Source organism: Pseudalkalibacillus sp. NRS-1564, from assembly GCF_050467905.1.
Classification (GTDB): Bacteria; Bacillota; Bacilli; order Bacillales; family Guptibacillaceae; genus Guptibacillus; species Guptibacillus hwajinpoensis_B.
In genome coordinates, this window is the sequence record NZ_JBITPM010000012.1 from 159,027 (window position 1) to 180,088 (window position 21,062).

Sequence of the window (21,062 nt, forward strand, 5' to 3'; positions counted from 1 at the left end):
AGGTCATCCCCTACTCCATAATATTTTCAAGACCATAGACAAGCTGATCAATTTTCAAAACCGTTTCAACAGCTAACTGCACACCTGGCATAAAGGAAGCTCGATTCATTGAGTCATGACGAATTTTCAACGTTTGTCCTTCTCCACCAAATAAAACTTCCTGATGAGCAACAAGTCCCGGTAAGCGTACGCTATGAATTCTCATTCCTTCATAATCTGCACCACGCGCACCTTCTAAATCCTCACGCTCATCTTCATGCCCCTGTTTCTTTGCATCTCTTACTTCTGAGATCATTTTCGCTGTTTTGACAGCAGTTCCTGATGGAGCATCAAGCTTACGATCATGGTGTTGCTCGATAATCTCAACGTCATCAAAATATTTAGCTGCCATAGAAGCAAACTTCATCATAAGAACTGCACCGATAGCGAAATTTGGAGCAATAATGGCTCCTAATTCTTTTTGTTCAGCTACTTTGGATAATTCTTCAACATCATCATTAGAAAAACCTGTTGTCCCAATGACAGGACGGACGCCATGATTAAAAGCAATCTCCATATGTTTTTTTCCATATTCAGGCGTTGTTAGATCAATTAATACATCACATTCTACTTCTGACAAGCACTTGTCAAGATCCGTATACACAGGAGCATCTAGCGACGGAAGTCCTTCGATATCCGCTACCGTTTGCCCAGTTTGTTTGCTGTCAATAACTGCAGTAAGAGTAAAATGACCTGTACGATCTACCAACTTCACTGCTTCGCTCCCCATGTTTCCTCTTGGTCCTGCGATTACGATTTTCACTTCTTGCATGCCTATTCACTCTCCTCTTCAATTCTCGTCCATCGATCTTTGTCTCTCGTGTTAAATTTAGTCATCACTTTTCCAAATGCTTCATCAAGATCTATATCTAACGAATTTGCAAAGCAGGTTAGTACAAAGAGGAGATCTCCCATTTCATTTTCAATGGTACGCTCTTCCTCTGTATTTTTTTTCGGTTTTTCACCATGGTAATGATTAATTTCACGTGCAAGCTCACCAAGTTCTTCGGTCATTCTTGCTAGCATCGCAAGGGGAGTAAAATACCCCTCTTTAAACTGACTTATGTATTGATCTACCTCTTTTTGCATCTCACTAATCGATCTATTAGCCATCTGTCAAACCACCTTTCACATCATTTCTTATGTTAGCTAAAAGATAGGCATTTGACAAATGTTTCACAAGTTTTTTCTTTATCAAATCTTCACCTCGTCAGATCTTTAACACCAAATTCGTAAAATCTAACAACATATTCTTATCAAACCTAAAGTGAGTATAACAGATTCAAATTGCTGTCTGCTCAGTATTTGATTATAATGAATTCTGTTGGCTCTACTGGAGGGATAGGAGTGGTTATTATGGAAGGCATACGTGGAAAAAATGTATTGTTCATCTTACTTGGGTCTGCAATCTTTGCATTTGGCCTTGTGCATTTCAATATGGAAAATAATTTAGCGGAAGGTGGCTTTACTGGCATTACCCTTTTGCTATACTTTCTATTTCAAATTGATCCTGCGATTAGTAATCTAGTTCTTAACATTCCATTATTTCTAGTTGGATGGAAGTTGCTTGGTCGAAAGGCATTTATTTATACGATTATTGGAACCGTTTCCTTATCTGTGTTTCTATGGATTTTTCAGCGATATTCCGCTCTATCTATCCCACTAGAAGACGATTTAACTCTTGCAGCATTGTTTGCAGGAGTGTTTGTAGGGGTTGGTCTTGGCATTATCTTTCGTTATGGAGGAACAACCGGTGGGGTGGACATCATCGCGCAGCTCGGTTCTAAATACATTGGCTGGAGCATGGGTAGAACGATGTTTATTTTCGACTTTTGCGTTATAGCTTTATCACTTGTTTATTTAAACTATAAAGAAGCGATGTATACATTATTAGCGGTATTTGTAGCTGCTAGAGTCATTGACTTTATCCAACAAGGGGCATATTCTGCGAAAGCGACCATGATCATATCTGAGAATAATAAAGAAATCGCTGACAATATTATGAAGCAGATGGATCGGGGAGCGACCGTATTGAATGGAAAAGGCAGCTTTTCCGGTCTTCAAAAAGAAGTTCTTTATTGCGTTGTTGCTCGAAATGAAATTGTACGTTTGAAAAATATCATTCGACAGGTTGATCCACATGCTTTTGTAGCCGTTAACGATGTTCAAGATGTTTTAGGTGAAGGCTTCACCCTAGATGAAAACAAAAATCCCATCGACCAATAAAAAAATCTCGCCCCATAAAGGGCGAGATTTTTTTATTTAATCTTCGTTCATTCCTATAAAGATGAACACAAAGCGGAGTAATTCTAATAGAGCAACTACTGCTGCTGCAACATATGTTAAAGCCGCTGCATTCAATACTTTTTTCGTTTCTCTTTCTTCATCATTTCGAATAACGCCTGTTGATACAACTTGTTCCATTGCTCGATTTGAAGCATTAAATTCAACTGGAAGTGTTACCAATTGGAACAACACAGCTGCACTCATAAAGACGATCCCAAGTAAAATAAAGTTTTGTGATGCCATCAAAATACCAGCGAGAATGATGAAATAGCTAAAGTTTGAACCAAGATTCGCCACAGGAACAAGCGTATGACGGAAACGAAGCGGTGCATAGTTCTGCTCATCTTGAATCGCGTGTCCTACCTCGTGTGCAGCGATCGCTGCTCCCGCCACTGATTGACCATGAAAATTACCTGATGATAGTCTTACTGTTTTTGAGCGAGGATCATAATGATCCGAAAGGTGCCCGCGCACTTCTTCAACCCCTACAGAATATAACCCATTTTCATCGAGAATTTTTCTTGCCACTTGAGCACCAGTCATCCCAGACGAGTTTGGAACTTTTGAGTATTTTTTGTATGCGCTCTTCACTCTACTCTGAGCCCAGAGTGGAATGATCAACAAAAGCGCAAAATAGACTAGAAAACCAGCCATTTCCATTCCTCCATCATATGTGTAATTGCTTTCTAAACTGTTATTAACGTCAATTTTAGTCAAATCCCACTAGAAAGTCAATCACACTGTTTCAGGTTCACAAGATCTTCAAATTTAATCGGCTTGTTTCCTTTTTAAGCCTTCTTTTTCGCCTCTGTATTTTCGATAGGTCACATAAATCAGTGTCGCGATGATAATACCTCCAATTGAAACAATTAACCATAAAAGGGAAGATTCCTCAGATGAAGAAGGATGGTAAGCTTGTTTGAAATCATCTTTCATGGTTTGCAATTGACCCGATAATTCTGAATTACGATCAGACCCATATCGCTCAATAAATGCAATATGCGAATCAAGTCGTTGCTGAGTTTCAGGCGAGAGATCAATTGCCATCGCTGGGCGTATTACACTGTACGTTCCAATAAAACGATCCTTACTCGCATTGTAGACGTCTACGTCTCCGTGTTCAATAGCGGTGGACATTTCGGTAATAAGCGGGAGAATTTGGTCATCCGTCTGTTTCCACATTGGCTGATCTTCAGCTACTAGCGCATCAACAGCCAGACGAAATTCCGTTAAGGACTGAATTCTTTGATCAACTGCTTTATCCATAGCTGTCACTGCCTTTAGTGCACGGTCATGTGTATTGAGGATCACTCTTAATTCAGTAGTCGAAAGTTCACTAGACTGATCACCTGGAAAAGCATTAGAAAATTCATCAAGCATCGTTTTAGCACGGTCAAACTTCTCTTGTTTGCCAAATTCCAACGCATTTGCTGCTATATCATTCCAGACTTGTTTCGTATCTGTTTCCGAAGCATGTACATTGACGGGAAGCGTCAAAAGCAATACTACAAGGAGCCATCGTCTACCCATTCCCTGTCCCTCCTTCTTCCTACTTCAATGTATGAAGAAATGGACAAGAGTAGACCATCTTAGATGGAAAGCTGATAGCGTCCTTTTCGAACAGATAAGAAATAGACAAGAGCTAGAGAAAAGATCGACAGCCAGAATGTAAAATATCCAATAAGCGGTGTATACTCACTTAATATTGAATAACGTGGCATTTGACCGAAAACATAATCGATCACATCATTATGTAATGTCCATATCGCCACTAGCACGAGATGCCACAACTTAATTCTGTAGAAAGGAGTAAAAAGCAATCCTTCTATCGCCATTCCAAGATGAGATAAGATGAGCATAATTGCGATAGGAGATAGCTGTCCTGTCACAACCATCACTAGAGCATTCATAATGACCGCCCAAATCCCATACTTGAATAAAGTCACGGCAGCTAGACTTTCCATCAGTGGCCAATTTTTACCGAAGAGAAAGGCCAGTAAAACAAAACAGAAAAACAGACTCGCTGTAGGACTATCCGGAACAAATAGTAAAAAGATAGGCTTTGTTTCTGCTAACTGCCATCCATACCAGTAATAGCCGTATATGGTACCCGGAATGTTAATGATCAACAGAAGTAAAAGAAAAGGTCTTGATTTTAGTAGGTATAAAAATTGAGAAATCATAGGAATCTCCTTTTCAATATCTTTCATCGATTGAAGTGCATAAGCAATTTAAATGAGAAAAAGCTGACTGCAACAGTCAGCTTTTCATCTTATTTATTTGCTTCTGCCGTTTCGACAATAAATTCAGCTAGCTTCTCACGTTCTTCATCAGAACCTTTAAAAGCATTCGCTGGCATTCCGCCGATCCCGTTCACAGCAATGTCCATAATCGACTCTTTGGTTTGCTGTGTTTCAAGAAGAGATGGACCTGAACCACCTTGAAGGCTGTCCCCATGACAACCAATACAGGATTGTCCAGAATAAATGGCGTAACCTTCTGATTCTTTGTCAACCTCAGCTTCAACAATTTCCCCTTGCTTTGCTGCTTTTTCCCAGTCATGAGTTACAACTGATTCCCACGTCAAGTATACCGTTGAAATAAGACCAAGTAACATAAGCGCTGTCGCAACAGGACGCTTAGCTGGTCTTCTTTCTGGACCGCGGTCAAGCCATGGAGCAAGAAGAAGTGCACCAAATGCAAGGCCTGGCATAACAACTGTACCTACAAGCGTATAGTCACCGGCGGCAAATTTGTACTTCAAGAGCTGGTATAAGAAGAGAAAGTACCAGTCAGGAAGCGGCGTATAGGTCGCATCTGTCGGATCCGCTACACGCTCGAGTGGAGATGGATGGGCAATTGTTAGTGCTAGATACCCAACTAGAAATACAGCACCTACCATCCACTCTTTTAATAAGAAGTTCGGCCAAAACGCTTCTGTTTTGCCGGGGTACTCTGAATAATCTTTTGGAATGTTAGGCTTTCTCTGCGCAGGAATACGCGAATCGCCAACAAACTTCATTCCTTTTCCGCGATGCATCTGTCCCCCTCCTTCGTATAAAAAATTGTGTCGAAATGATCATTATAAGTTCTGAGATTACATCTTATAGCGGGCCAGAAATACCCTGTTTACGAATCATGATAAAGTGAGCACCTAGCAATCCAAGAAGTGTAGCTGGCAAGAAGAATACATGAATCGCAAAGAAACGAGCGAGCGTTTGAGCTCCGATAATTTCTCCACCTGCAAGAAGAGTTTTTGCCCATTCTCCAACCACTGGTATAGTCACTGCAATTTCAAGACCAACCTTCGTTGCGAATAGCGCTTTCATATCCCATGGTAAAAGATATCCTGTAAACCCTAGACCAAGCATAACGAAGAAAATCAATACACCTACAACCCAGTTTAATTCACGAGGTTTTTTGTAAGAGCCGGTAAAGAACACGCGAAGGGTATGTAGAAACATCATAACGATAACGAGACTGGCTCCCCAATGGTGCATTCCTCTTACAATTTGTCCGAATGCTACTTCGTTTTGAAGATAGTAGACAGACTCCCAGGCATTCACAATGTCAGGTACATAATACATCGTAAGGAACATCCCGGATAGAATTTGAATAACGGTAATAAAAAACGTTAAACCGCCGAAACAATAAACAAACGCCGAAAAGTGATGAGCAGGGTTAACGTGCTCTGGCACTTCGTGATCTGCAATATCGCGCCACATTGGCGTAATATCTAAGCGTTCATCTACCCAATCATAGATTTTATTTAACATAGATTACGCCCCCTAACGTGGTTCAGGTTTTCCGAGGTAAAGTTTTCCATCTTCAACTTTCTTGTTGTAAACATCAAGCGGCGCAAGAGGTGGTGTTCCTTTTACATTCACACCATCTTTTGTGTAACGGCCACCGTGGCACGGACAATAAAACTGATCTGGATATGCTGCGTTTGAAGCCCAGTCCACCGTACACCCTAAGTGTTTACAAACAGGTGAAAGTGCGACGATTTCGTCTTTTTCATCTTTGTAAACCCATGCGGATTGAGTGACCTCAGATTCATACCAACCGTCTACCTGGTCAATTTTGAATTCTTTACGAACAGGTTTGTTCGTAATCTCACTTGTGTCCATTACAGGAACAAAATCCTGCTTGCCACCTTCTTTTAATAATGGATCAATTGCAAAACGAACCATCGGCATTAGCATTCCTGCTGCCATAAAACCGCCGACACCAGTCAGGCTGTAGTTTAGAAATTGGCGTCTTGTTACTTCCTTCTTCTTCGCCATTGGTTCCCCCCCTATCCTATGAAGTCAGTCCAGCCGGACATAAATAGTACATACATATAACTAGGACATTCCTATGATAGCGTAGTCACTCTTGCTCTGTCAATATTCGGATTGGTCTTTAGCATGCCACAAACTAACTATTTATATTACTTTGCCACGTATTTGTTACAAATTGTAAAACTTGTTTCACTTGCGCTGATACCGTTTCCATTTTATATTGTTCATCCATATGCTCTAGAGGGATCGCTGGCATCCATAGCATAGCACTATCTAACTGATCTTCAAGTTGCTTCCATTCAACATCGGCTGTTAGGGTAACAATGTGCTTAATTCCACCTTCGAATAACTCTTGTTCTACTTTTTTTAGACGTTCTACTTTTGATAATGATTCCTCAGAAGTCAAATAAGTAAAGGAAGGTAATAATAATAGACGCCCTTTTAACTGTCTTTCAAGCTCACTTGCTATTATGTTTATATATTCTCCCATCGATACAGTTGTTTTTATGCTACTCGTCATCGATATCGGGACAAGCGGAAGCACAGCAGTATCTACATATTCTTTTTCTTTTTCAAATAGAGCGATATCAGCTTCTGTCCATTTCATTTTGATAACTCCTTTTCTGTCCATATAAGTGCCAAATGGTTTGGTGGGACTTCATTTCTAGCCACTTCGCTTCTTTCATTGGTAAATCAATCCAAATCGTTCTCGCTTCCTCGCTTGCACAGTTGCTTGCAATCTCCCACATTTCTTTACTATAAAGGACCGTTTCATCTAATACTTTCACATGCAAATAAGAAGCTCCCTTCTCCTCCTTCGTCATCATAAAGCTTCCATATTCATTTAGAAAGATCTCAGTGCTATCAATGTAAAAAGACGATAGAGAAGGAACGAAGGGAAGTGGATAATAGATTGAATACGGGAAAAAAGAATGACTATTATTTTCCCATTCTTTTTCTATTAGACCTTTCTTTTCTGTTCCGGTCACTTTTTGAAAAGGTGACGTCACGATGTCACCAGAAACAGAATGAGGACTTATACGCGATGAGACTATAACTGCCTCAAGGTTCATATGTAAGTGAGGTGCTAAGCGATTACCTGCTATATTATACTCTTCTGTCGCATACCCGATCCATTTCACATTTGAATTGTTATGTGCTTCTTTACGTAGGAAGTTCATTAATGCTGAAGCAACACCTTTACCACGATAGTCAATATGAGTTCGCAATCTACCTAGAACGGCAGCTTCATCTTCATAGAGCGTCATCCCCGCTATGCCGATTAATTTCCCTGCTTCAAAATAGCCGACCATCTTCTCATCTTGCATCAACCTTCTAATAATCCGGACGACATAGTCATCTTCAATTCCAGTCGGCATTTCTTCTACAAGAGCGATATCATTCCACTCTAAACTTCTGATCAACACGTCTTCTCCTCTCTTGACTGTGAGTCGGTTAACTCAAAACGAATTCGACTAGCGACATTCATTTCTTTCTTAGTATACCATCTGTAAGATCATCGATGAAGGGGTATTCTCGAACGCACGTTCCAAGTAAATGATCATAACAATAGCAACCCAAATAAAAAAACCCTTGAAAAATCAAGGGTTATAAATTACTTAATTGCTTGCTTAAATTTTTGAACGCCATTTCATCATTTCGATCCAATGCTTCATCAATCTGCTTCAAAATCGATTCTTTCTTGAACCGTGTAAACGACTCATCAAGAACCATTTCAGCCATAAATGAATACTTTTTATCCGCTGCCATATTTTCTGGTAAAAATGGATTTTCCTCCAGAACAGCCACATAGTGCGGAGAAACGTTTTTACTTTTGAAATTCAATTGAATGTAGATAGGCTCGTCCTGATTCAGACGAATGTCATGAAATGATTTTTCAGGGTCAGTCGTGATGATGTTGTGCTTATAAAAAACGGAATGGAGCATTTTCTACACAATGAGTTGAGATCACAAGCGCCTTTGGACAAAACTCAGCATTCTCAACAAAATGTACGTTACCCATGAGCACTTCATCGCTTATTAAATAATTTAACAGCCAGACACATTCACGTTTCTTCACCTGGTATTTCTTCAAAAACCATTTCAGAAAGTCTTTCTTTTCAACGACAGAAACGGAGCTGCTCATAGCGATTCCTCCCTGAGATTTTCCTAATTTAACAATTCGTCATTGAACATAAATTTCCTTCTTCGCCTTACTCCTCTTTAAATGTTTCTTCTTCAAAGCGCAGTACTTCTTCCTCAAGATGAACGAGCGTTGGGTCCAACTCCAAAGCTAGCTTAAATGCATTAACAGCTTCTTCACGCCGACCCTCTTCAAACAAAAATCCTCCATACTCTTCTAAAAAGATCGGATCGTTTCTGAAATAAGTATATGCGTTTTCATAGCGTTTTATGGCATCTTTATACTCTTCTACCTGCGCATAAGCAGTTGCAGCAGACCAATCTAAGTAAGGATCGCTTTGATCTCCTTCTTCAATATTACGAAGTAGATCAAGGATGTCTTCATATCTTTCTTCTGTTCTAAGATACGTTGCAAGCGTCTTCGCTGCTTCAATGTGCGTTGGATTAATAGCTAGTAATTCGCGTAAGTACTGTTCACCGCTTGCGTTATCATGAGTTTTATAACTTAACCTGCTCGCTTGCAAATAGAGCTCTTCGTTAAATTCATCCACCTTTATTCCGTCTGCTAGTACTTGAATTGCTTCACTAGTAGCGCCCTCTTCTTCATAGGCTTTTGCGAGGTATGGATAAAGCGTGCTGTATTGTGGATCAACTTCCTTCAGTTCGTTAAATGCGTTAATGGCTTTACGGTATTCACTTATTTGTAACGCTGTGAAAGCATATCCAAAGAGTGCATTAATTTCGCGAGCATTCTCAAGGCCTTTCTCATAGTAAGTAAGCGCCTCTTCAAATTGTCCGCTTCCACTTAGGGCTTCAGCTAACCTCAGTTCAATGTTCTCATTCGCAAGCTCTCCCTTAGTTCCGAGTACTGATTCATAGTAAGGTACAGCTTTTAAATGATGCCCTTGAGTGAGATAAAACTCACCTAGTCCAAAATCAATGATTGGCTCATCAGGTGAAAGACGCTTTGCTTCCATTAATTTTTGTTCCGCAACCTCTTCCAAGCCTTCTGTTTGATATAGATCCGCAAGCAAGAGAAGCGCCGGCGGATAAGCAGCATCACTTTCATCTATTTTATTTAATGCGGCAATAGCCTCCTGCTCTTGTTCAAGATCAACATAGCATTCAGCTGCCTGTACAAGTAATTCTCCTTCATTTGGATAGTGTATTAACAGTTCCTCTACTACATCTCTAGAATCTTCAATCAGTCCAAGACTATAGTAAATGTTTGACAGATCATATAATGTTTCATGATCTGCATCTTTTCGTACTTCTTTCAATTCTGTTAAACCTTTTTCAAAGTTCCCCGACTCAATTAATGAGACAGCCTGCTTAAGACGCTCCACGTTCCAAAACTCCTTCTAACACTACTTTTTTTATTTCGATGACTCGCAGTAAAAAACGATGGTCTGTGAATTTTCAAATGTTGACCATATCCTGGTTTTAGGAAAACATGATGATTCACTTTCAGTAATTCACCACGAAGTCCTGAAATGATTGGGTCTCTTCCATCATAATCAAGAAATAGTTCATCTTCAACTTGATTGCCTGAATTCGTTCGATAGAGATTAAAATCAAAATCCGTTCCTGTAAGGATTCCACCTTTTTGAGGATAAAAACCAATTCGCATTAATATTGGTTTAGGAAGCTGTCTCCTTCTCAATAATTCAGGATAGTGGAATGCGTCTAGCCCTTTGAGTACCGCTTCATCAAGCAATTGTGGAAGCTTAAGTTCTATAGCATCAGAATTCCACGTTTCGATAAATGAAAACAAAGGCACAAGCATGGCATGATAAGGAAAATTCGCTTGAACGATCCATTCAGATACGAATTCTTTCCATTCTTCCTCACGTTTAAAATCCATTACAATGAACGGAACCTGGTAACGTGCACACTTCCTAATAACATCTGGAGTCACTTTTGTGCCGTCCATTCGTAAACCAAGAGCATAGTCAATAGGAGAATTCACTAGGTATGATAACGAACGACTGATCTCTTCTTCAAATGTATAAGCATGTTTTATTTCGGTTAACACTAGAATCGAAGTGACGCCTTGTAACATGTATTCTCTCATTAATTCGATAAATCCACTCTCTGGTTCTCTATTGTTTATTTCTGAAAGATAAACTTTCCCAGCCATCATTGAAAAACCGTTCAAGTTGCAACGGACTCCTTTATTAAGCTTTCCAACCTTCGTCTTATAAGATAACAATTCATCCGCAACCAACTTATAATCAGTGCCATCTATAGATGCATTTTCATAAAGACGTTTCAAACAAGCGCCCCCCTGCCATTTTGTTTATGACAGGCTATGTTTTAAAGAACTTGTTTATGTTATAAAAGCACCAATGAAAAAAATTCCCTGTGCCGAAAGCCGTTGTTAGCGCTTTCAAAACACAGGGACAAAATAAATATGGATAGGAGTGGAGAGAAACCATTACTATTCTTAGTATAACAGGGTATTCCAGAAAATCAACAGATTCTTTAGAAAATTTCGGTTTTTTTATCCGAAAAGCGTAAGCGCCTGCTTAGAGCCGACTAGCGCTGGAGACTTTCATTTTGAACACGCCCTTTGTGTTCAGAGTGAAAGACGAAGCGTCTCGAGGCTCTGGGCGCTGAAGCTGGACATCGAATAGCGTAAGCGCCCGTTTAGAGCCGACTAGCGCTGGAGACTTTGTGCGCCAAAAGATGGGATGTGTTGTCACATAAAAAAGCAGGTTCCTAGGAACCTGCTCTTAGTTGTTTCAAATGTTCAAAGAAATCAGGATATGAAACTTTGATTGCTTCAGGTAATTCAAGCTGGACAGACCCCTCTGTAATGCAACCTGCGACTGCAAGCATCATTCCAATACGGTGATCACCTAAACTTGAAACCTGTCCACCATGGAGGCGTGTAGGGCCTTCTATAACCATTCCATCTGGTGTTCCTGTTACAGATGCTCCTAACGTTTTTAATGCTTCAACGACTGCATCGATACGGTTTGTTTCTTTTACTTTTAATTCTTCCGCATTTCGAATAACCGTTTTGCCATTAGCCTGCGTAGCAAGTAAAGCAATAACTGGAAGCTCATCAATCAATCTAGGGATCATCTCCCCTTCGATCGTTGTTCCCGAAAGATCGCTAGTACTAATTGTTAAATCAGCCACTTCTTCCTGATTCACAACCCGCTTGTTTTTAATGGACAAAGAAGCTCCCATCTGTTCAAGAACATCTAATATACCTGATCTTGTCTTGTTAATCCCTACGTTTAATAGGGTTAAGGTGCTATTAGGAACGATTGCTCCTGCTACTAGGAAAAATGCAGCTGAGGAGATATCACCTGGTACTTCTACATTTGTAGCGGTTAGATGCTGTCCCCCTTCAACGCTGACAGATAAACCGTCTCTCTTCACTTTGACACCAAAACTTTCTAACATATTTTCAGTGTGGTTTCGTGAACGATGAGTTTCTGTAACCGTTGTAACGCCATCAGCTTGAAGACCCGCAAGAAGAATACCTGATTTCACTTGGGCACTCGCTACAGGTGAATCATATGTAATACCACTAAGATTACCGCCTCTAATCGCTATCGGAGCAAACGTGCCATTCTCTCTCCCATCAATTGCTGCACCCATTTGACTTAATGGAACTGTTACGCGATTCATTGGTCGCTTTGCAATTGACTCATCTCCAGCTAATACAGAATGAAATGGTCTTCCGGCGAGTAAGCCCATCATTAAACGAAAGGTCGTTCCAGAATTCCCTACGTCGAGAAGCTCTGATGGCTCACGAAGACCATCGATACCTTTGCCTTCTACCACTACTGAAGCTCCGTCTTGTTCAATCTGAACACCCATTTGTTTAAAGCAAGAAATCGTACTTAAACAATCTGCCCCAGGAAGAAAATTTGTAATTCGAGTTGTACCTTTTGCAATGGAACCAAACATAATGGCACGATGAGAAATTGATTTATCTCCAGGAATTGTAACTGTTCCTTTAAGACTTTGTGCTTGCACAATCGTTTCCATAGTCACTTACTCCTTATTTATCATCTACATACGTATCGAAGTCATGATCAAGGACCACTTTTGCATTGTCACGGTCTTTTTCTGAGCGAAAACTAACTCTAAGAACACCCATAATATCTTCTCGTGTCTCGATGATTCGAATATTTGTTATTGAAATTTCTTCAGTTGCAAGTTTTTGAGTAACGCTAGCGATGACACCAGGCTGGTCTTGAACGTCGAGAAACAAATCATAAAAAGCAGGGATAGCTCCTCTAGATCGAACAGGTAACCCATCTCGAAAGTCCTTAGCGTCTGAGAAGTAATCGTAAATACGATCTCCGTCTTCTTTTTTAATATAACCTTGAATTCGATCTAACTCGAGCTTCAAGTCTTCAGTCATCTGCAGTAAGACAGATTTGTTTCTAAGAAGAATATCACGCCACATCACAGGACTAGCTGATGCTATACGGGTAATATCCCGAAACCCTCCTGCCGCAAACCTCGCTACATTATAGCTCTGATTATTATTTCGATCACTAACAAAGTTAACCAGACTTGCTGCTAATATGTGAGGGAAATGACTAATTAATCCTACTAAATAATCGTGCTCTTCAGCGTCTAATTCAACAAATGTAGCATTAGTTGAACTTAGTAATGCTATTAGAGCATCTAATTTTGATTTGTTGACCGATTCATCAGGTGTCAAAATATAAAAAGCATTCTCAAACAAATGTGATTTTGCTGCTGTTACGCCGGTTTTGTGAGAACCAGCCATTGGGTGACCACCGATAAAGGTAACGGAAGGACTTAAGATTTTTTTAGCATGAGTTACAATCGAATGCTTCGTGCTACCCACGTCAGAAATAATCACATTGCTCTTCAAATTGATTTTGGCTAATTGTTCTAAAATTTGTTCTGTTTGAACAACCGGGGCAGCAATCATAATAAAATCAGCGGTTTGAACGGCTTCTTCAAGCGAAGAAGCCGTTTGATCTACAACCCGAAGTGCCATAGCTAGATCCAACTGATTCTGGTTTACATCATACCCCGTAATGACAGCATCGTGATGCCCTGCTTTTATGGCTAGAGCAATTGACCCTCCTATTAATCCAAGGCCAATAACCGCAACATGTTTACTCATGACTGTTCCTTTCTCTTTTCATCAAGAAATTGAGAAAGACAGCTAATGATTTCTTTGTTTTGCTCCTCTGATCCAACTGTTATTCTAGCTGAAGTTGGAAAACCAAGCGCAGAACCAGAGCGGACGATGTATCCTTGTTTCATCAAGTATTCAAACACTTCGTCTGCAGGTATACCAAAATCAATTAATACAAAGTTCCCTTGAGAAGGATAAATGGATAAATCGTATTGCTCACAAAAAGCATAATAAAGCTCTCTGCCTTTTTCATTTTCTATTCGACACATATCAATAAACTGCTGATCCTTGAGAGCAGCAATTGCCGCAGCTTGCGCCACACGTGAAGTGTTAAACGGCTCTCGTGAAGGTTCAATTGAGGCGATTACTTCCGGGTTAGCTACTCCATAACCGACGCGAAGAGCAGCAATCCCATATGCTTTAGAAAACGTTCGTAAAACTACAAGGTTTTTATACTCTGAGAGCGCTGATAGCGTATCAGGAAAATTCTTCGCAGTAACATATTCTTTGTAAGCCTCATCCATGACAACTAGAACGTGATCAGGAACCTTTTTCAAAAATGAAAATAGTTCTTCTTCTGGAATATGCTCTCCTGTAGGGTTATTTGGTGAACACACCCAAATGATGCGCGTATTCTCATCAATGGCTTTTAGCATCTCTTCTAGTTGATGCTTTCCTTCAGTCAGTGGAACCTCACGAATTTCTGCGTCTTCAATAACTGCGTTATGGCGATATTGCGGAAAAGTTGGTGTAGCCATCACTGTATTAGTTCCTTTTTCAAGATAAGTTCTGCAAAGGATTTGAACGACTTCGTCTGATCCATTACCGAAAACAAGCTGATCTTCATTTACATTAAGATGCTTTGCTACCTCAGTCCGAAGAGAAGCTGCATAGCCATCTGGATAAATGTGTAATTGCGACAGTTCCTTTTCAATGGCTTCTTTCACTGTTTGGGAGGAACCATATGGATTCTCGTTTGAAGCGAGTTTAATTACTTGTTTGAGACCAAGCTCTTTTTTTACTTCCTCAATTGGCTTACCTGGCTTGTAAGGGGTTAACCCTTTCATTTGTCTTTTTGGAATCATGCCTGCACCTCACGAATGGATTTTCACTTTCCCATATGGAGAAATCAAATTTCGTACATATGCCCGAATTTGATCTATCCCTTCTTTCTGGGATGCTTCTTTCTTCAACACTTCCACTTGTTCCTCAACTTGACGAATAATCGCACTACCAACAATAACGCCATCACAGTGCTCTTTTAGCTTTTCAACTTGTTCAGGAGCCGAGACTCCAAAGCCAACCGCAACTGGAATCATACTATGCTCTTTCACTCGATCGAGAAATGTAAAGACTGAGGAATGAAAGTCAGTCCTCGTTCCCGTAACACCGAGTGACGAGACGCAATAAAGAAATCCAGTAGCTTCTTTCGAAATGGCCTGCAGTCTTTTATCTGAAGTTGTTGGCGCAACAAGAGAAATCAGCGCAGTCTCATTAGCATTGCAACTTTCTCTCCACTCTTCACTTTCTTCAAAAGGAAGATCTGGAACTAATAGTCCGTCAATATCATTTTCTCGCACTAAAGCGAAGAAGCGTTCTTCTCCTAATTGTAACAAAAGATTGTAATAAGTAAATATCACAACTGGAATTTCAAGTCCTTTTTCTCGCATTTGTTTCACGAGACCCATCGCTTTCTCAAGGCTCATTCCGTGTTCTAATGCACGTAGTGACGCACGCTGAATCACTGGACCATCTGCTAGAGGATCAGAATATGGAATACCGAGTTCAATTGCATTAGCTCCTTCTTCTTGAAGCATCAATGCTAAATTAATAGTCGTTTCTTCTGTTGGATCACCAGCTACAACAAAAGGTATGAATAGATCGTTTCGTCCATCTACATGTTTCTCAAATCGTTTATTCATTAACGTCACCTCCAAGATGTTCCATTATCGTGTGCACATCCTTATCTCCTCTTCCTGAGAGGCATACAAGAATAACTTCATTTTCGTTCATGTCTGGCGCTTGCTTAATTGCTTCAGATAGCGCATGAGCACTTTCAATCGCCGGAATGATACCTTCCTCTTCAGATAGAACTTTTAATGCATCAAGTGCTTCATTATCAGTAATTCCTGTATATGTCACGCGACCCGTTTCATTTAAATAGGCATGCTCAGGTCCAATTCCAGGATAATCGAGTCCGGCAGAAATTGAATGTGGCTCTTGAATTTGTCCCGTTTCGTTTTGCAATAAGTAAGTAATTGAGCCATGAATAACACCGAGACGACCTTCAGAGAGCGTTGCGGCGTGTTCTCCAGTATGAATTCCCTTACCGGCAGCTTCTACGCCAATCAAGCGAACATCATCTTTAAGAAATGGATAGAACATGCCCATTGCATTACTACCACCTCCAACACAAGCGATTACCTTATCGGGTAATACTTCCATTTGTTCGCGTGATTCATCACCGATCACGCGCTGGAAATCCCTTACCATTTTCGGGTAAGGATGCGGGCCAACTACAGAACCAATTAAATAGAACGTATCTTCCACATTTGCTACCCAGTACCGAATCGCTTCATTCGTCGCATCTTTTAATGTTTTGCTACCAGAAGAGACTGGGACAACTTCAGCACCGAGAAGCTTCATTCTGAACACATTCAATTCCTGACGTCTAATATCCTCTTCTCCCATAAACACTTTACATTCTAATCCAAATCGAGCGGCTACAGTTGCAGCTGCAACACCATGCTGGCCAGCACCTGTTTCAGCAACAATTTTTTCTTTCCCCATACGAACGGCAAGAAGAGCCTGTCCAATTGCATTATTTAATTTATGTGCCCCTGTATGGTTAAGATCTTCACGCTTCAAATAAATTTGTGCCCCGCCAAGTCTTTTTGATAAGTTTTCTGCATGTGTAATCGGCGTTGGTCGACCTGAATATTTTTTCAGTTCCTCATGATAACTCGTCATAAATTGTTCGTCTGCCATTGCTTCGTTTAGCGATTGTTCTAATTCTTCTAACGCATACATCGCTGTTTCCGGAACATATTTACCGCCGTATCTTCCATATCTACCGCGTTGATCAGGTACAGTTGTTGACATTGTTATCCCAGCCTTTCGATTATGGTGTTCATTTTCGTTTTATCTTTCCTATCATCGGTTTCGATTCCACTTGATACATCTATTCCATCTGGATGGTAGCTTATCAATTCTTGAACATTATCTGGCTTTACTCCACCTGCTACAAATAAAGGCACCCTTTGCTCAGCCGCTTCAGCCTGATATGACGGGATAGAATCCCAATCAAATCGTTTTCCGGTTCCTCCCCATTGTCCAGGTAGTTTGGTGTCAACGATATATCCATCAGCGATACCTTCGTACCGTTTCATTTCATCTAGAGATCTTTTGCCATGATGAATCACTTTCCAAATCGTTTTCCCTGTCATTTGTTTAATCTTGGCCGCGAAAGCTGGTGTTTCATTACCATGGAGTTGGAGAATATCAAGCGGTACTTCACTTACCGTTTGCGCTAACTCTTCTAATTCCGGGTTCACAAACACCCCTACAATTTTCGTATCATTCAGCGGTGGATAATCACTTAACCAACCTTTAACTTGTTCATCCGTAACGCGACGTACGCTATTTGCAAAAATAAATCCTGCATATGGGACACCGCTCACTCTTACGCTCTCCCAATCCTCTAACGAGCGATTACCGCACAGCTTAAGTTCAGGCTTTCTCATGAACTGTTTCACCAAACAAATGCTTAATTCCCTTTTCATAAGTACCATCTCTCATAAGGGCCTCACCTACTAGTACGGCTTTCGCTCCCGCACTTTTCACGTCTTTAATATCCTCGTAAGTTGATATGCCGCTTTCGCTAATCATCAATGTTGACTGAGGAATATACTGGCTGAGTGAGTGTGTTTGTTTAGTAGACGTTTCAAATGTTGCGAGATTCCGATTGTTAATTCCTATGACTTCTGGAGTAAAGTGATCAGTAAGCGCTTCAAGCTCTTCTTTGGAATGTACTTCAACAAGGCATTCTAATCCTAAATTTGAAGCATAATCATAAAATTCCTTGGTCTTTGTTGCGCCAAGCGCTCGCACAATTAATAGAATAGCATCTGCACCAATACGTTTACTCTCTTCAATTTGTCTTTTATCAATAATAAAGTCTTTCCGTAAAACCGGTAAAGACACGTGCTTTTTAACTTCTATTAGGAAGGAATTTGCCCCCATAAAGAATGACTCATCCGTTAAAACAGAAATGGCATCCGCTCCTGCTTTTTCATAAGCTTTAGCTACTTCTACAGGATCAAAGTTGGCGTTGATAATACCTTTTGAAGGAGAGGCTTTTTTCACTTCTGCAATCAATCCTAATTCATGGGTTGGCTTACGCAAACTTCCTACAAATGAAACATTTGTCACTTTTTCATCATCCGGCATAATAAACCGTTCCATCTCTTCGTGCTTCACTTTAATAATTTGATCAAGCATGAACATTCAACTCCTTGTTTGCGCTTAATGCATTTAGTTGCTTTCGACCAGTTCCATTCGTAATGGCTTCTTTAGCCATCTGCACACCTTCTTTAATAGTTGCACACGCTCCTGCAAGGTAGAGAGCTGCTCCAGCATTATAGAGAACAATTCCAGTGCTAGCTTCATTTCCTTCATCGTTAAAAATTCGTTCAATTAAACTCGCACTTTCTTTTGAAGTGTTGACCACTAAATCCTGAGCGTTACCTGTTGATAGACCAACTTCTTCAGGTGTGTGGCGATAAGTCATGATCTCACCATTTCTTAATTCGACAAAATCAGTGTAAGTTGAAATAGAACACTCATCGATTCCTTCCCCACCAGTCACCAGTAAAGCGCGTTTTGTTCCTAGACGCTTTAATGCTTTCGCCATTTTCAATGCTTTGTCATGACTATAAACACCAATTAGCTGTGACTGACTACCGGCTGGATTTGCTAGCGGCCCCAGGCTATTAAAAACCGTTCTAAAACCAATCGCTTTTCGAGCACTTACAGCGTGCTTCATAGCTACATGGTAATTCGGAGCAAATAGGAAACACATGTTTCTTTCCTTCAGAGTTGCAACAGCTTCGCTACGACTTGATTGTGTAGGGATACCGAGCTCATCAAGAACATCTGCGCTACCACTCTTAGAGGAAACAGCTTTATTACCGTGTTTCGCAACTTTGACACCCAGACTAGATACGAGTATGGCTGAAGCAGTTGAAATATTGAAGGTAGAGTGGCCGTCCCCTCCTGTACCACAAGTATCGATTAGCGGCAGTCCGCCATGATCAAGCTGAACAACATGGTTTCGAAGGGAGCGAACAAACCCAGTCAATTCATCAACCGTTTCTCCCCTCATTTGGAGAATGGTTAGGAAGCTAGCAATTTGTGCATCATTCGCTCTTCCTTCCATAATAACATCCATGACCTGTTCTGCTATGGATTCAGCCAGCGTGTGCCCCTCCATCATTCTGCTTAATTGTTCTTTAAACATTTAGCTGCTCCTCCTTTTTGTCGAAAATGGCTTCCGCTACCTGAATCGCTTTAATAAGAGCACTCGCCTTATTTCGCGTCTCTTCCCATTCGCTCTCAGGTACGGAATCAGCTACGATCCCTGCTCCTGCTTGCACGTATGCTGTACCGTCTTTGATCACCATTGTTCGAATGGCGATACATGAATCAACATTGCCATCAAATCCTATATATCCAATAGCTCCTGAATAAATGGATCGCGAAGTTGGTTCAAGCTCGTTCAATATTTGCATCGCCCTTACTTTTGGCGCACCAGAAACTGTACCTGCAGGAAAGGAGGCTACTACCGCATCTAAACTAGTAAATCGAGGTGCCAAAACACCTGTTACTTTAGAAATAATGTGCATCACATGAGAGAAGCGTCCAATGTCCATTAACTGTGGTACTGAAACACTTCCGTATTCCGCTACTCTCCCAACGTCATTTCTTGCAAGATCGACGAGCATATAGTGTTCTGCTCGTTCCTTCTCATCTTCAAGCAACTCTTCAGCGAGCTCATTATCTTCTTGAGCTGTTTTTCCACGTTTTCTCGTCCCTGCTATTGGATCGATCTCAATTTTCCCATCTTGTACCTGAACTAATTTCTCAGGTGAACTACCGATGATTTCTACATCGTTCATTTTTAAATAAAACATATATGGTGATGGGTTAATAACTCGGAGAACTCGATAAAGATCTAATCCTCCAATGGTGACATCTTTTTCAAACCTTTGAGATAATACCGCCTGGAAGACATCCCCTTCTTCAATATAAGATTTTATTTTATTAACATCATTTAAAAATTGCTGCTTTTCATAGTTCGATTTAATTTCAGAGAAATCCACCTCATGTGAAGCATCTTCAGGAAGAAGCATCACTTCACCTTGATTAGGCTTTGATGCAAGAGAGACAAGTTCTTCCATAATCGAAAAAGCATCGGTATAAACTCGTTCAACATCTAAAGCCTCTTTTACCCTGGCGTGATGACAAACTGTTAATCGCTTTAAATGATGATCATAGATTAATAAATTCTCACAAACCATAAAATGAACTAACGGCATATCTTCGTCCCGGTCAGGATGAACTGGAATCTTGTCAAATTGACTAACGGCATCATAGCCAATATAGCCAACAGCTCCACCATAAAAAGGGAAGTCGTGATCTGGTAGCTTAGGATTTAAATATTCAAATAGCGCTTTTACTCCTGACTGGAAATCATTTTGTTGAAGGATTCTATTCCCATCCACATCATTAACAGAGAAAACACCTTTTTGTTCAACCAGGGAATAGACTGGATCTACTCCTATAAATGAATAGCGTGACCAGCTTGACTCTTGATCACTACTCTCTAATAGAAAGCTTGCTCGTTTACCTATATTTTGAAAAATCTGAATGGGTGTTGTCGTATCAAGGAAATACGACTTCATTAATGGGATCATCCCGTAAGTTTCGGAATCCCTTTGAAAAGAAGAATAATTTGAAGTCAACTTTCTCACCTCTCCATTGTTAGTCATGGAGAATGGAAAAGCTGAGTAATCCGAGGATAAAAATGTGGTATAACAAAGAACAGACTGCAATTGTCTGAATGTTACCAATATCGAAAAAGGGTATAATAAAGAGGCTGGGACAAAACC

The 21,062-nt window shown here is 40.4% G+C and carries 22 protein-coding genes and 1 pseudogene; 1 reads left to right on the plus strand and 22 read right to left on the minus strand.

The features are described from left to right. Positions 1-10 precede the first annotated feature (10 nt). Both dapB and ACIFPW_RS06825 read right to left on the minus strand, forming a co-directional pair. Positions 11-811: a 4-hydroxy-tetrahydrodipicolinate reductase gene (gene dapB, locus ACIFPW_RS06820; RefSeq protein WP_430243054.1), complete on the minus strand. Its 801-nt coding sequence runs from the start codon at positions 809-811 to the stop codon at positions 11-13. Positions 812-813: 2 nt separating this feature from the next. Then, entirely contained in the window at positions 814-1,152 is a 339-nt protein-coding gene (locus ACIFPW_RS06825; protein ID WP_194221903.1) for a nucleotide pyrophosphohydrolase, read from the minus strand. Positions 1,153-1,395: 243 nt separating this feature from the next. Between ACIFPW_RS06825 and ACIFPW_RS06830 the strand changes: the two genes are divergently transcribed. After that, the gene (locus tag ACIFPW_RS06830) at positions 1,396-2,265 is read left to right on the plus strand and encodes a YitT family protein (RefSeq protein WP_430243087.1); all 870 of its coding nucleotides are present in this window, start codon (positions 1,396-1,398) and stop codon (positions 2,263-2,265) included. Between the two features lie 36 nt (positions 2,266-2,301). Here ACIFPW_RS06830 and ACIFPW_RS06835 read toward each other — a convergent pair whose 3' ends face one another. From ACIFPW_RS06835 to trpE, 20 genes and pseudogenes are all read right to left on the minus strand, one after another. Beyond that, the gene (locus ACIFPW_RS06835; RefSeq protein ID WP_194221905.1) at positions 2,302-2,979 is read right to left on the minus strand and encodes a zinc metallopeptidase; all 678 of its coding nucleotides are present in this window, start codon (positions 2,977-2,979) and stop codon (positions 2,302-2,304) included. A gap of 114 nt (positions 2,980-3,093) precedes the next feature. Further along, a complete protein-coding gene (locus tag ACIFPW_RS06840) occupies positions 3,094-3,855 on the minus strand; it encodes a sporulation protein YpjB (RefSeq protein ID WP_430243055.1) in 762 nt (253 codons plus the stop codon). 59 nt (positions 3,856-3,914) lie between these two features. Further along, a complete protein-coding gene (locus ACIFPW_RS06845) occupies positions 3,915-4,508 on the minus strand; it encodes a DUF1405 domain-containing protein (RefSeq protein ID WP_430243057.1) in 594 nt (197 codons plus the stop codon). An 89-nt stretch (positions 4,509-4,597) separates the two neighbouring features. Beyond that, a complete protein-coding gene (locus tag ACIFPW_RS06850) occupies positions 4,598-5,365 on the minus strand; it encodes a menaquinol-cytochrome c reductase cytochrome b/c subunit (protein ID WP_194221908.1) in 768 nt (255 codons plus the stop codon). 64 nt (positions 5,366-5,429) lie between these two features. Next, entirely contained in the window at positions 5,430-6,101 is a 672-nt protein-coding gene (qcrB, locus tag ACIFPW_RS06855) for a menaquinol-cytochrome c reductase cytochrome b subunit (RefSeq protein WP_430243059.1), read from the minus strand. A gap of 12 nt (positions 6,102-6,113) precedes the next feature. Further along, complete coding sequence (locus ACIFPW_RS06860; protein WP_430243060.1) at positions 6,114-6,611, minus strand: Rieske 2Fe-2S domain-containing protein; 498 nt, start codon at positions 6,609-6,611, stop codon at positions 6,114-6,116. A 133-nt stretch (positions 6,612-6,744) separates the two neighbouring features. Next, the gene (locus ACIFPW_RS06865; protein ID WP_430243061.1) at positions 6,745-7,215 is read right to left on the minus strand and encodes a YpiF family protein; all 471 of its coding nucleotides are present in this window, start codon (positions 7,213-7,215) and stop codon (positions 6,745-6,747) included. Continuing rightward, a complete protein-coding gene (locus ACIFPW_RS06870; protein ID WP_430243063.1) occupies positions 7,196-8,032 on the minus strand; it encodes a GNAT family N-acetyltransferase in 837 nt (278 codons plus the stop codon). The genes ACIFPW_RS06865 and ACIFPW_RS06870 overlap by 20 nt, the downstream gene beginning before the upstream one ends. Positions 8,033-8,216: 184 nt before the next feature. After that, a pseudogene (locus ACIFPW_RS06875) lies at positions 8,217-8,754 on the minus strand (ReoY family proteolytic degradation factor). A gap of 67 nt (positions 8,755-8,821) precedes the next feature. Beyond that, positions 8,822-10,096: a tetratricopeptide repeat protein gene (locus tag ACIFPW_RS06880; RefSeq protein ID WP_303530994.1), complete on the minus strand. Its 1,275-nt coding sequence runs from the start codon at positions 10,094-10,096 to the stop codon at positions 8,822-8,824. Further along, positions 10,066-11,025, minus strand: coding sequence for a hypothetical protein (locus ACIFPW_RS06885; RefSeq protein ID WP_430243065.1), 960 nt, complete (start codon positions 11,023-11,025; stop codon positions 10,066-10,068). The genes ACIFPW_RS06880 and ACIFPW_RS06885 overlap by 31 nt, the downstream gene beginning before the upstream one ends. 446 nt (positions 11,026-11,471) lie before the next feature. After that, complete coding sequence (gene aroA / locus ACIFPW_RS06890) at positions 11,472-12,758, minus strand: 3-phosphoshikimate 1-carboxyvinyltransferase (RefSeq protein ID WP_430243066.1); 1,287 nt, start codon at positions 12,756-12,758, stop codon at positions 11,472-11,474. Positions 12,759-12,771: 13 nt separating this feature from the next. Next, the gene (locus ACIFPW_RS06895; protein ID WP_430243068.1) at positions 12,772-13,878 is read right to left on the minus strand and encodes a prephenate dehydrogenase; all 1,107 of its coding nucleotides are present in this window, start codon (positions 13,876-13,878) and stop codon (positions 12,772-12,774) included. Beyond that, positions 13,875-14,978 carry a histidinol-phosphate transaminase gene (gene hisC / locus ACIFPW_RS06900; protein WP_430243070.1) on the minus strand — a complete coding sequence of 368 codons (1,104 nt, stop codon included), beginning with the start codon at positions 14,976-14,978 and terminating at the stop codon, positions 13,875-13,877. Before hisC ends, ACIFPW_RS06895 begins: the two co-directional genes overlap by 4 nt. A 9-nt stretch (positions 14,979-14,987) precedes the next feature. Further along, complete coding sequence (gene trpA / locus ACIFPW_RS06905) at positions 14,988-15,815, minus strand: tryptophan synthase subunit alpha (RefSeq protein ID WP_194221919.1); 828 nt, start codon at positions 15,813-15,815, stop codon at positions 14,988-14,990. Further along, on the minus strand, positions 15,808-16,995 hold the full coding sequence (gene trpB / locus ACIFPW_RS06910; protein WP_430243072.1) for a tryptophan synthase subunit beta: 1,188 nt from the start codon (positions 16,993-16,995) through the stop codon (positions 15,808-15,810). Before trpB ends, trpA begins: the two co-directional genes overlap by 8 nt. Positions 16,996-16,997: 2 nt before the next feature. Further along, positions 16,998-17,636 (minus strand): phosphoribosylanthranilate isomerase, encoded by a 639-nt coding sequence (locus tag ACIFPW_RS06915; protein ID WP_194221921.1) that lies wholly within the window; start codon positions 17,634-17,636, stop codon positions 16,998-17,000. After that, complete coding sequence (trpC, locus tag ACIFPW_RS06920; RefSeq protein ID WP_430243074.1) at positions 17,623-18,393, minus strand: indole-3-glycerol phosphate synthase TrpC; 771 nt, start codon at positions 18,391-18,393, stop codon at positions 17,623-17,625. Before trpC ends, ACIFPW_RS06915 begins: the two co-directional genes overlap by 14 nt. Beyond that, a complete protein-coding gene (trpD, locus tag ACIFPW_RS06925; protein ID WP_430243076.1) occupies positions 18,386-19,411 on the minus strand; it encodes an anthranilate phosphoribosyltransferase in 1,026 nt (341 codons plus the stop codon). Before trpD ends, trpC begins: the two co-directional genes overlap by 8 nt. Beyond that, positions 19,404-20,855: an anthranilate synthase component I gene (trpE, locus tag ACIFPW_RS06930; protein WP_430243078.1), complete on the minus strand. Its 1,452-nt coding sequence runs from the start codon at positions 20,853-20,855 to the stop codon at positions 19,404-19,406. The genes trpD and trpE overlap by 8 nt, the downstream gene beginning before the upstream one ends. Between the last annotated feature and the right edge of the window lie 207 nt (positions 20,856-21,062).

Bases quoted from the DNA above. Each gene is read 5' to 3' on its own strand.
- dapB (WP_430243054.1), bottom strand. From the start codon at position 811: ATGCAAGAAGTGAAAATCGTAATCGCAGGACCAAGAGGAAACATGGGG.
- ACIFPW_RS06825 (WP_194221903.1), bottom strand. From the start codon at position 1,152: ATGGCTAATAGATCGATTAGTGAGATGCAAAAAGAGGTAGATCAATAC.
- ACIFPW_RS06830 (WP_430243087.1), top strand. From the start codon at position 1,396: ATGGAAGGCATACGTGGAAAAAATGTATTGTTCATCTTACTTGGGTCT.
- ACIFPW_RS06835 (WP_194221905.1), bottom strand. From the start codon at position 2,979: ATGGCTGGTTTTCTAGTCTATTTTGCGCTTTTGTTGATCATTCCACTC.
- ACIFPW_RS06840 (WP_430243055.1), bottom strand. From the start codon at position 3,855: ATGGGTAGACGATGGCTCCTTGTAGTATTGCTTTTGACGCTTCCCGTC.
- ACIFPW_RS06845 (WP_430243057.1), bottom strand. From the start codon at position 4,508: ATGATTTCTCAATTTTTATACCTACTAAAATCAAGACCTTTTCTTTTA.
- ACIFPW_RS06850 (WP_194221908.1), bottom strand. From the start codon at position 5,365: ATGCATCGCGGAAAAGGAATGAAGTTTGTTGGCGATTCGCGTATTCCT.
- qcrB (WP_430243059.1), bottom strand. From the start codon at position 6,101: ATGTTAAATAAAATCTATGATTGGGTAGATGAACGCTTAGATATTACG.
- ACIFPW_RS06860 (WP_430243060.1), bottom strand. From the start codon at position 6,611: ATGGCGAAGAAGAAGGAAGTAACAAGACGCCAATTTCTAAACTACAGC.
- ACIFPW_RS06865 (WP_430243061.1), bottom strand. From the start codon at position 7,215: ATGAAATGGACAGAAGCTGATATCGCTCTATTTGAAAAAGAAAAAGAA.
- aroA (WP_430243066.1), bottom strand. From the start codon at position 12,758: ATGGAAACGATTGTGCAAGCACAAAGTCTTAAAGGAACAGTTACAATT.
- ACIFPW_RS06895 (WP_430243068.1), bottom strand. From the start codon at position 13,878: ATGAGTAAACATGTTGCGGTTATTGGCCTTGGATTAATAGGAGGGTCA.
- hisC (WP_430243070.1), bottom strand. From the start codon at position 14,978: ATGATTCCAAAAAGACAAATGAAAGGGTTAACCCCTTACAAGCCAGGT.
- trpA (WP_194221919.1), bottom strand. From the start codon at position 15,815: ATGAATAAACGATTTGAGAAACATGTAGATGGACGAAACGATCTATTC.
- trpB (WP_430243072.1), bottom strand. From the start codon at position 16,995: ATGTCAACAACTGTACCTGATCAACGCGGTAGATATGGAAGATACGGC.
- ACIFPW_RS06915 (WP_194221921.1), bottom strand. From the start codon at position 17,636: ATGAGAAAGCCTGAACTTAAGCTGTGCGGTAATCGCTCGTTAGAGGAT.
- trpC (WP_430243074.1), bottom strand. From the start codon at position 18,393: ATGCTTGATCAAATTATTAAAGTGAAGCACGAAGAGATGGAACGGTTT.
- trpD (WP_430243076.1), bottom strand. From the start codon at position 19,411: ATGTTTAAAGAACAATTAAGCAGAATGATGGAGGGGCACACGCTGGCT.
- trpE (WP_430243078.1), bottom strand. From the start codon at position 20,855: ATGAAGTCGTATTTCCTTGATACGACAACACCCATTCAGATTTTTCAA.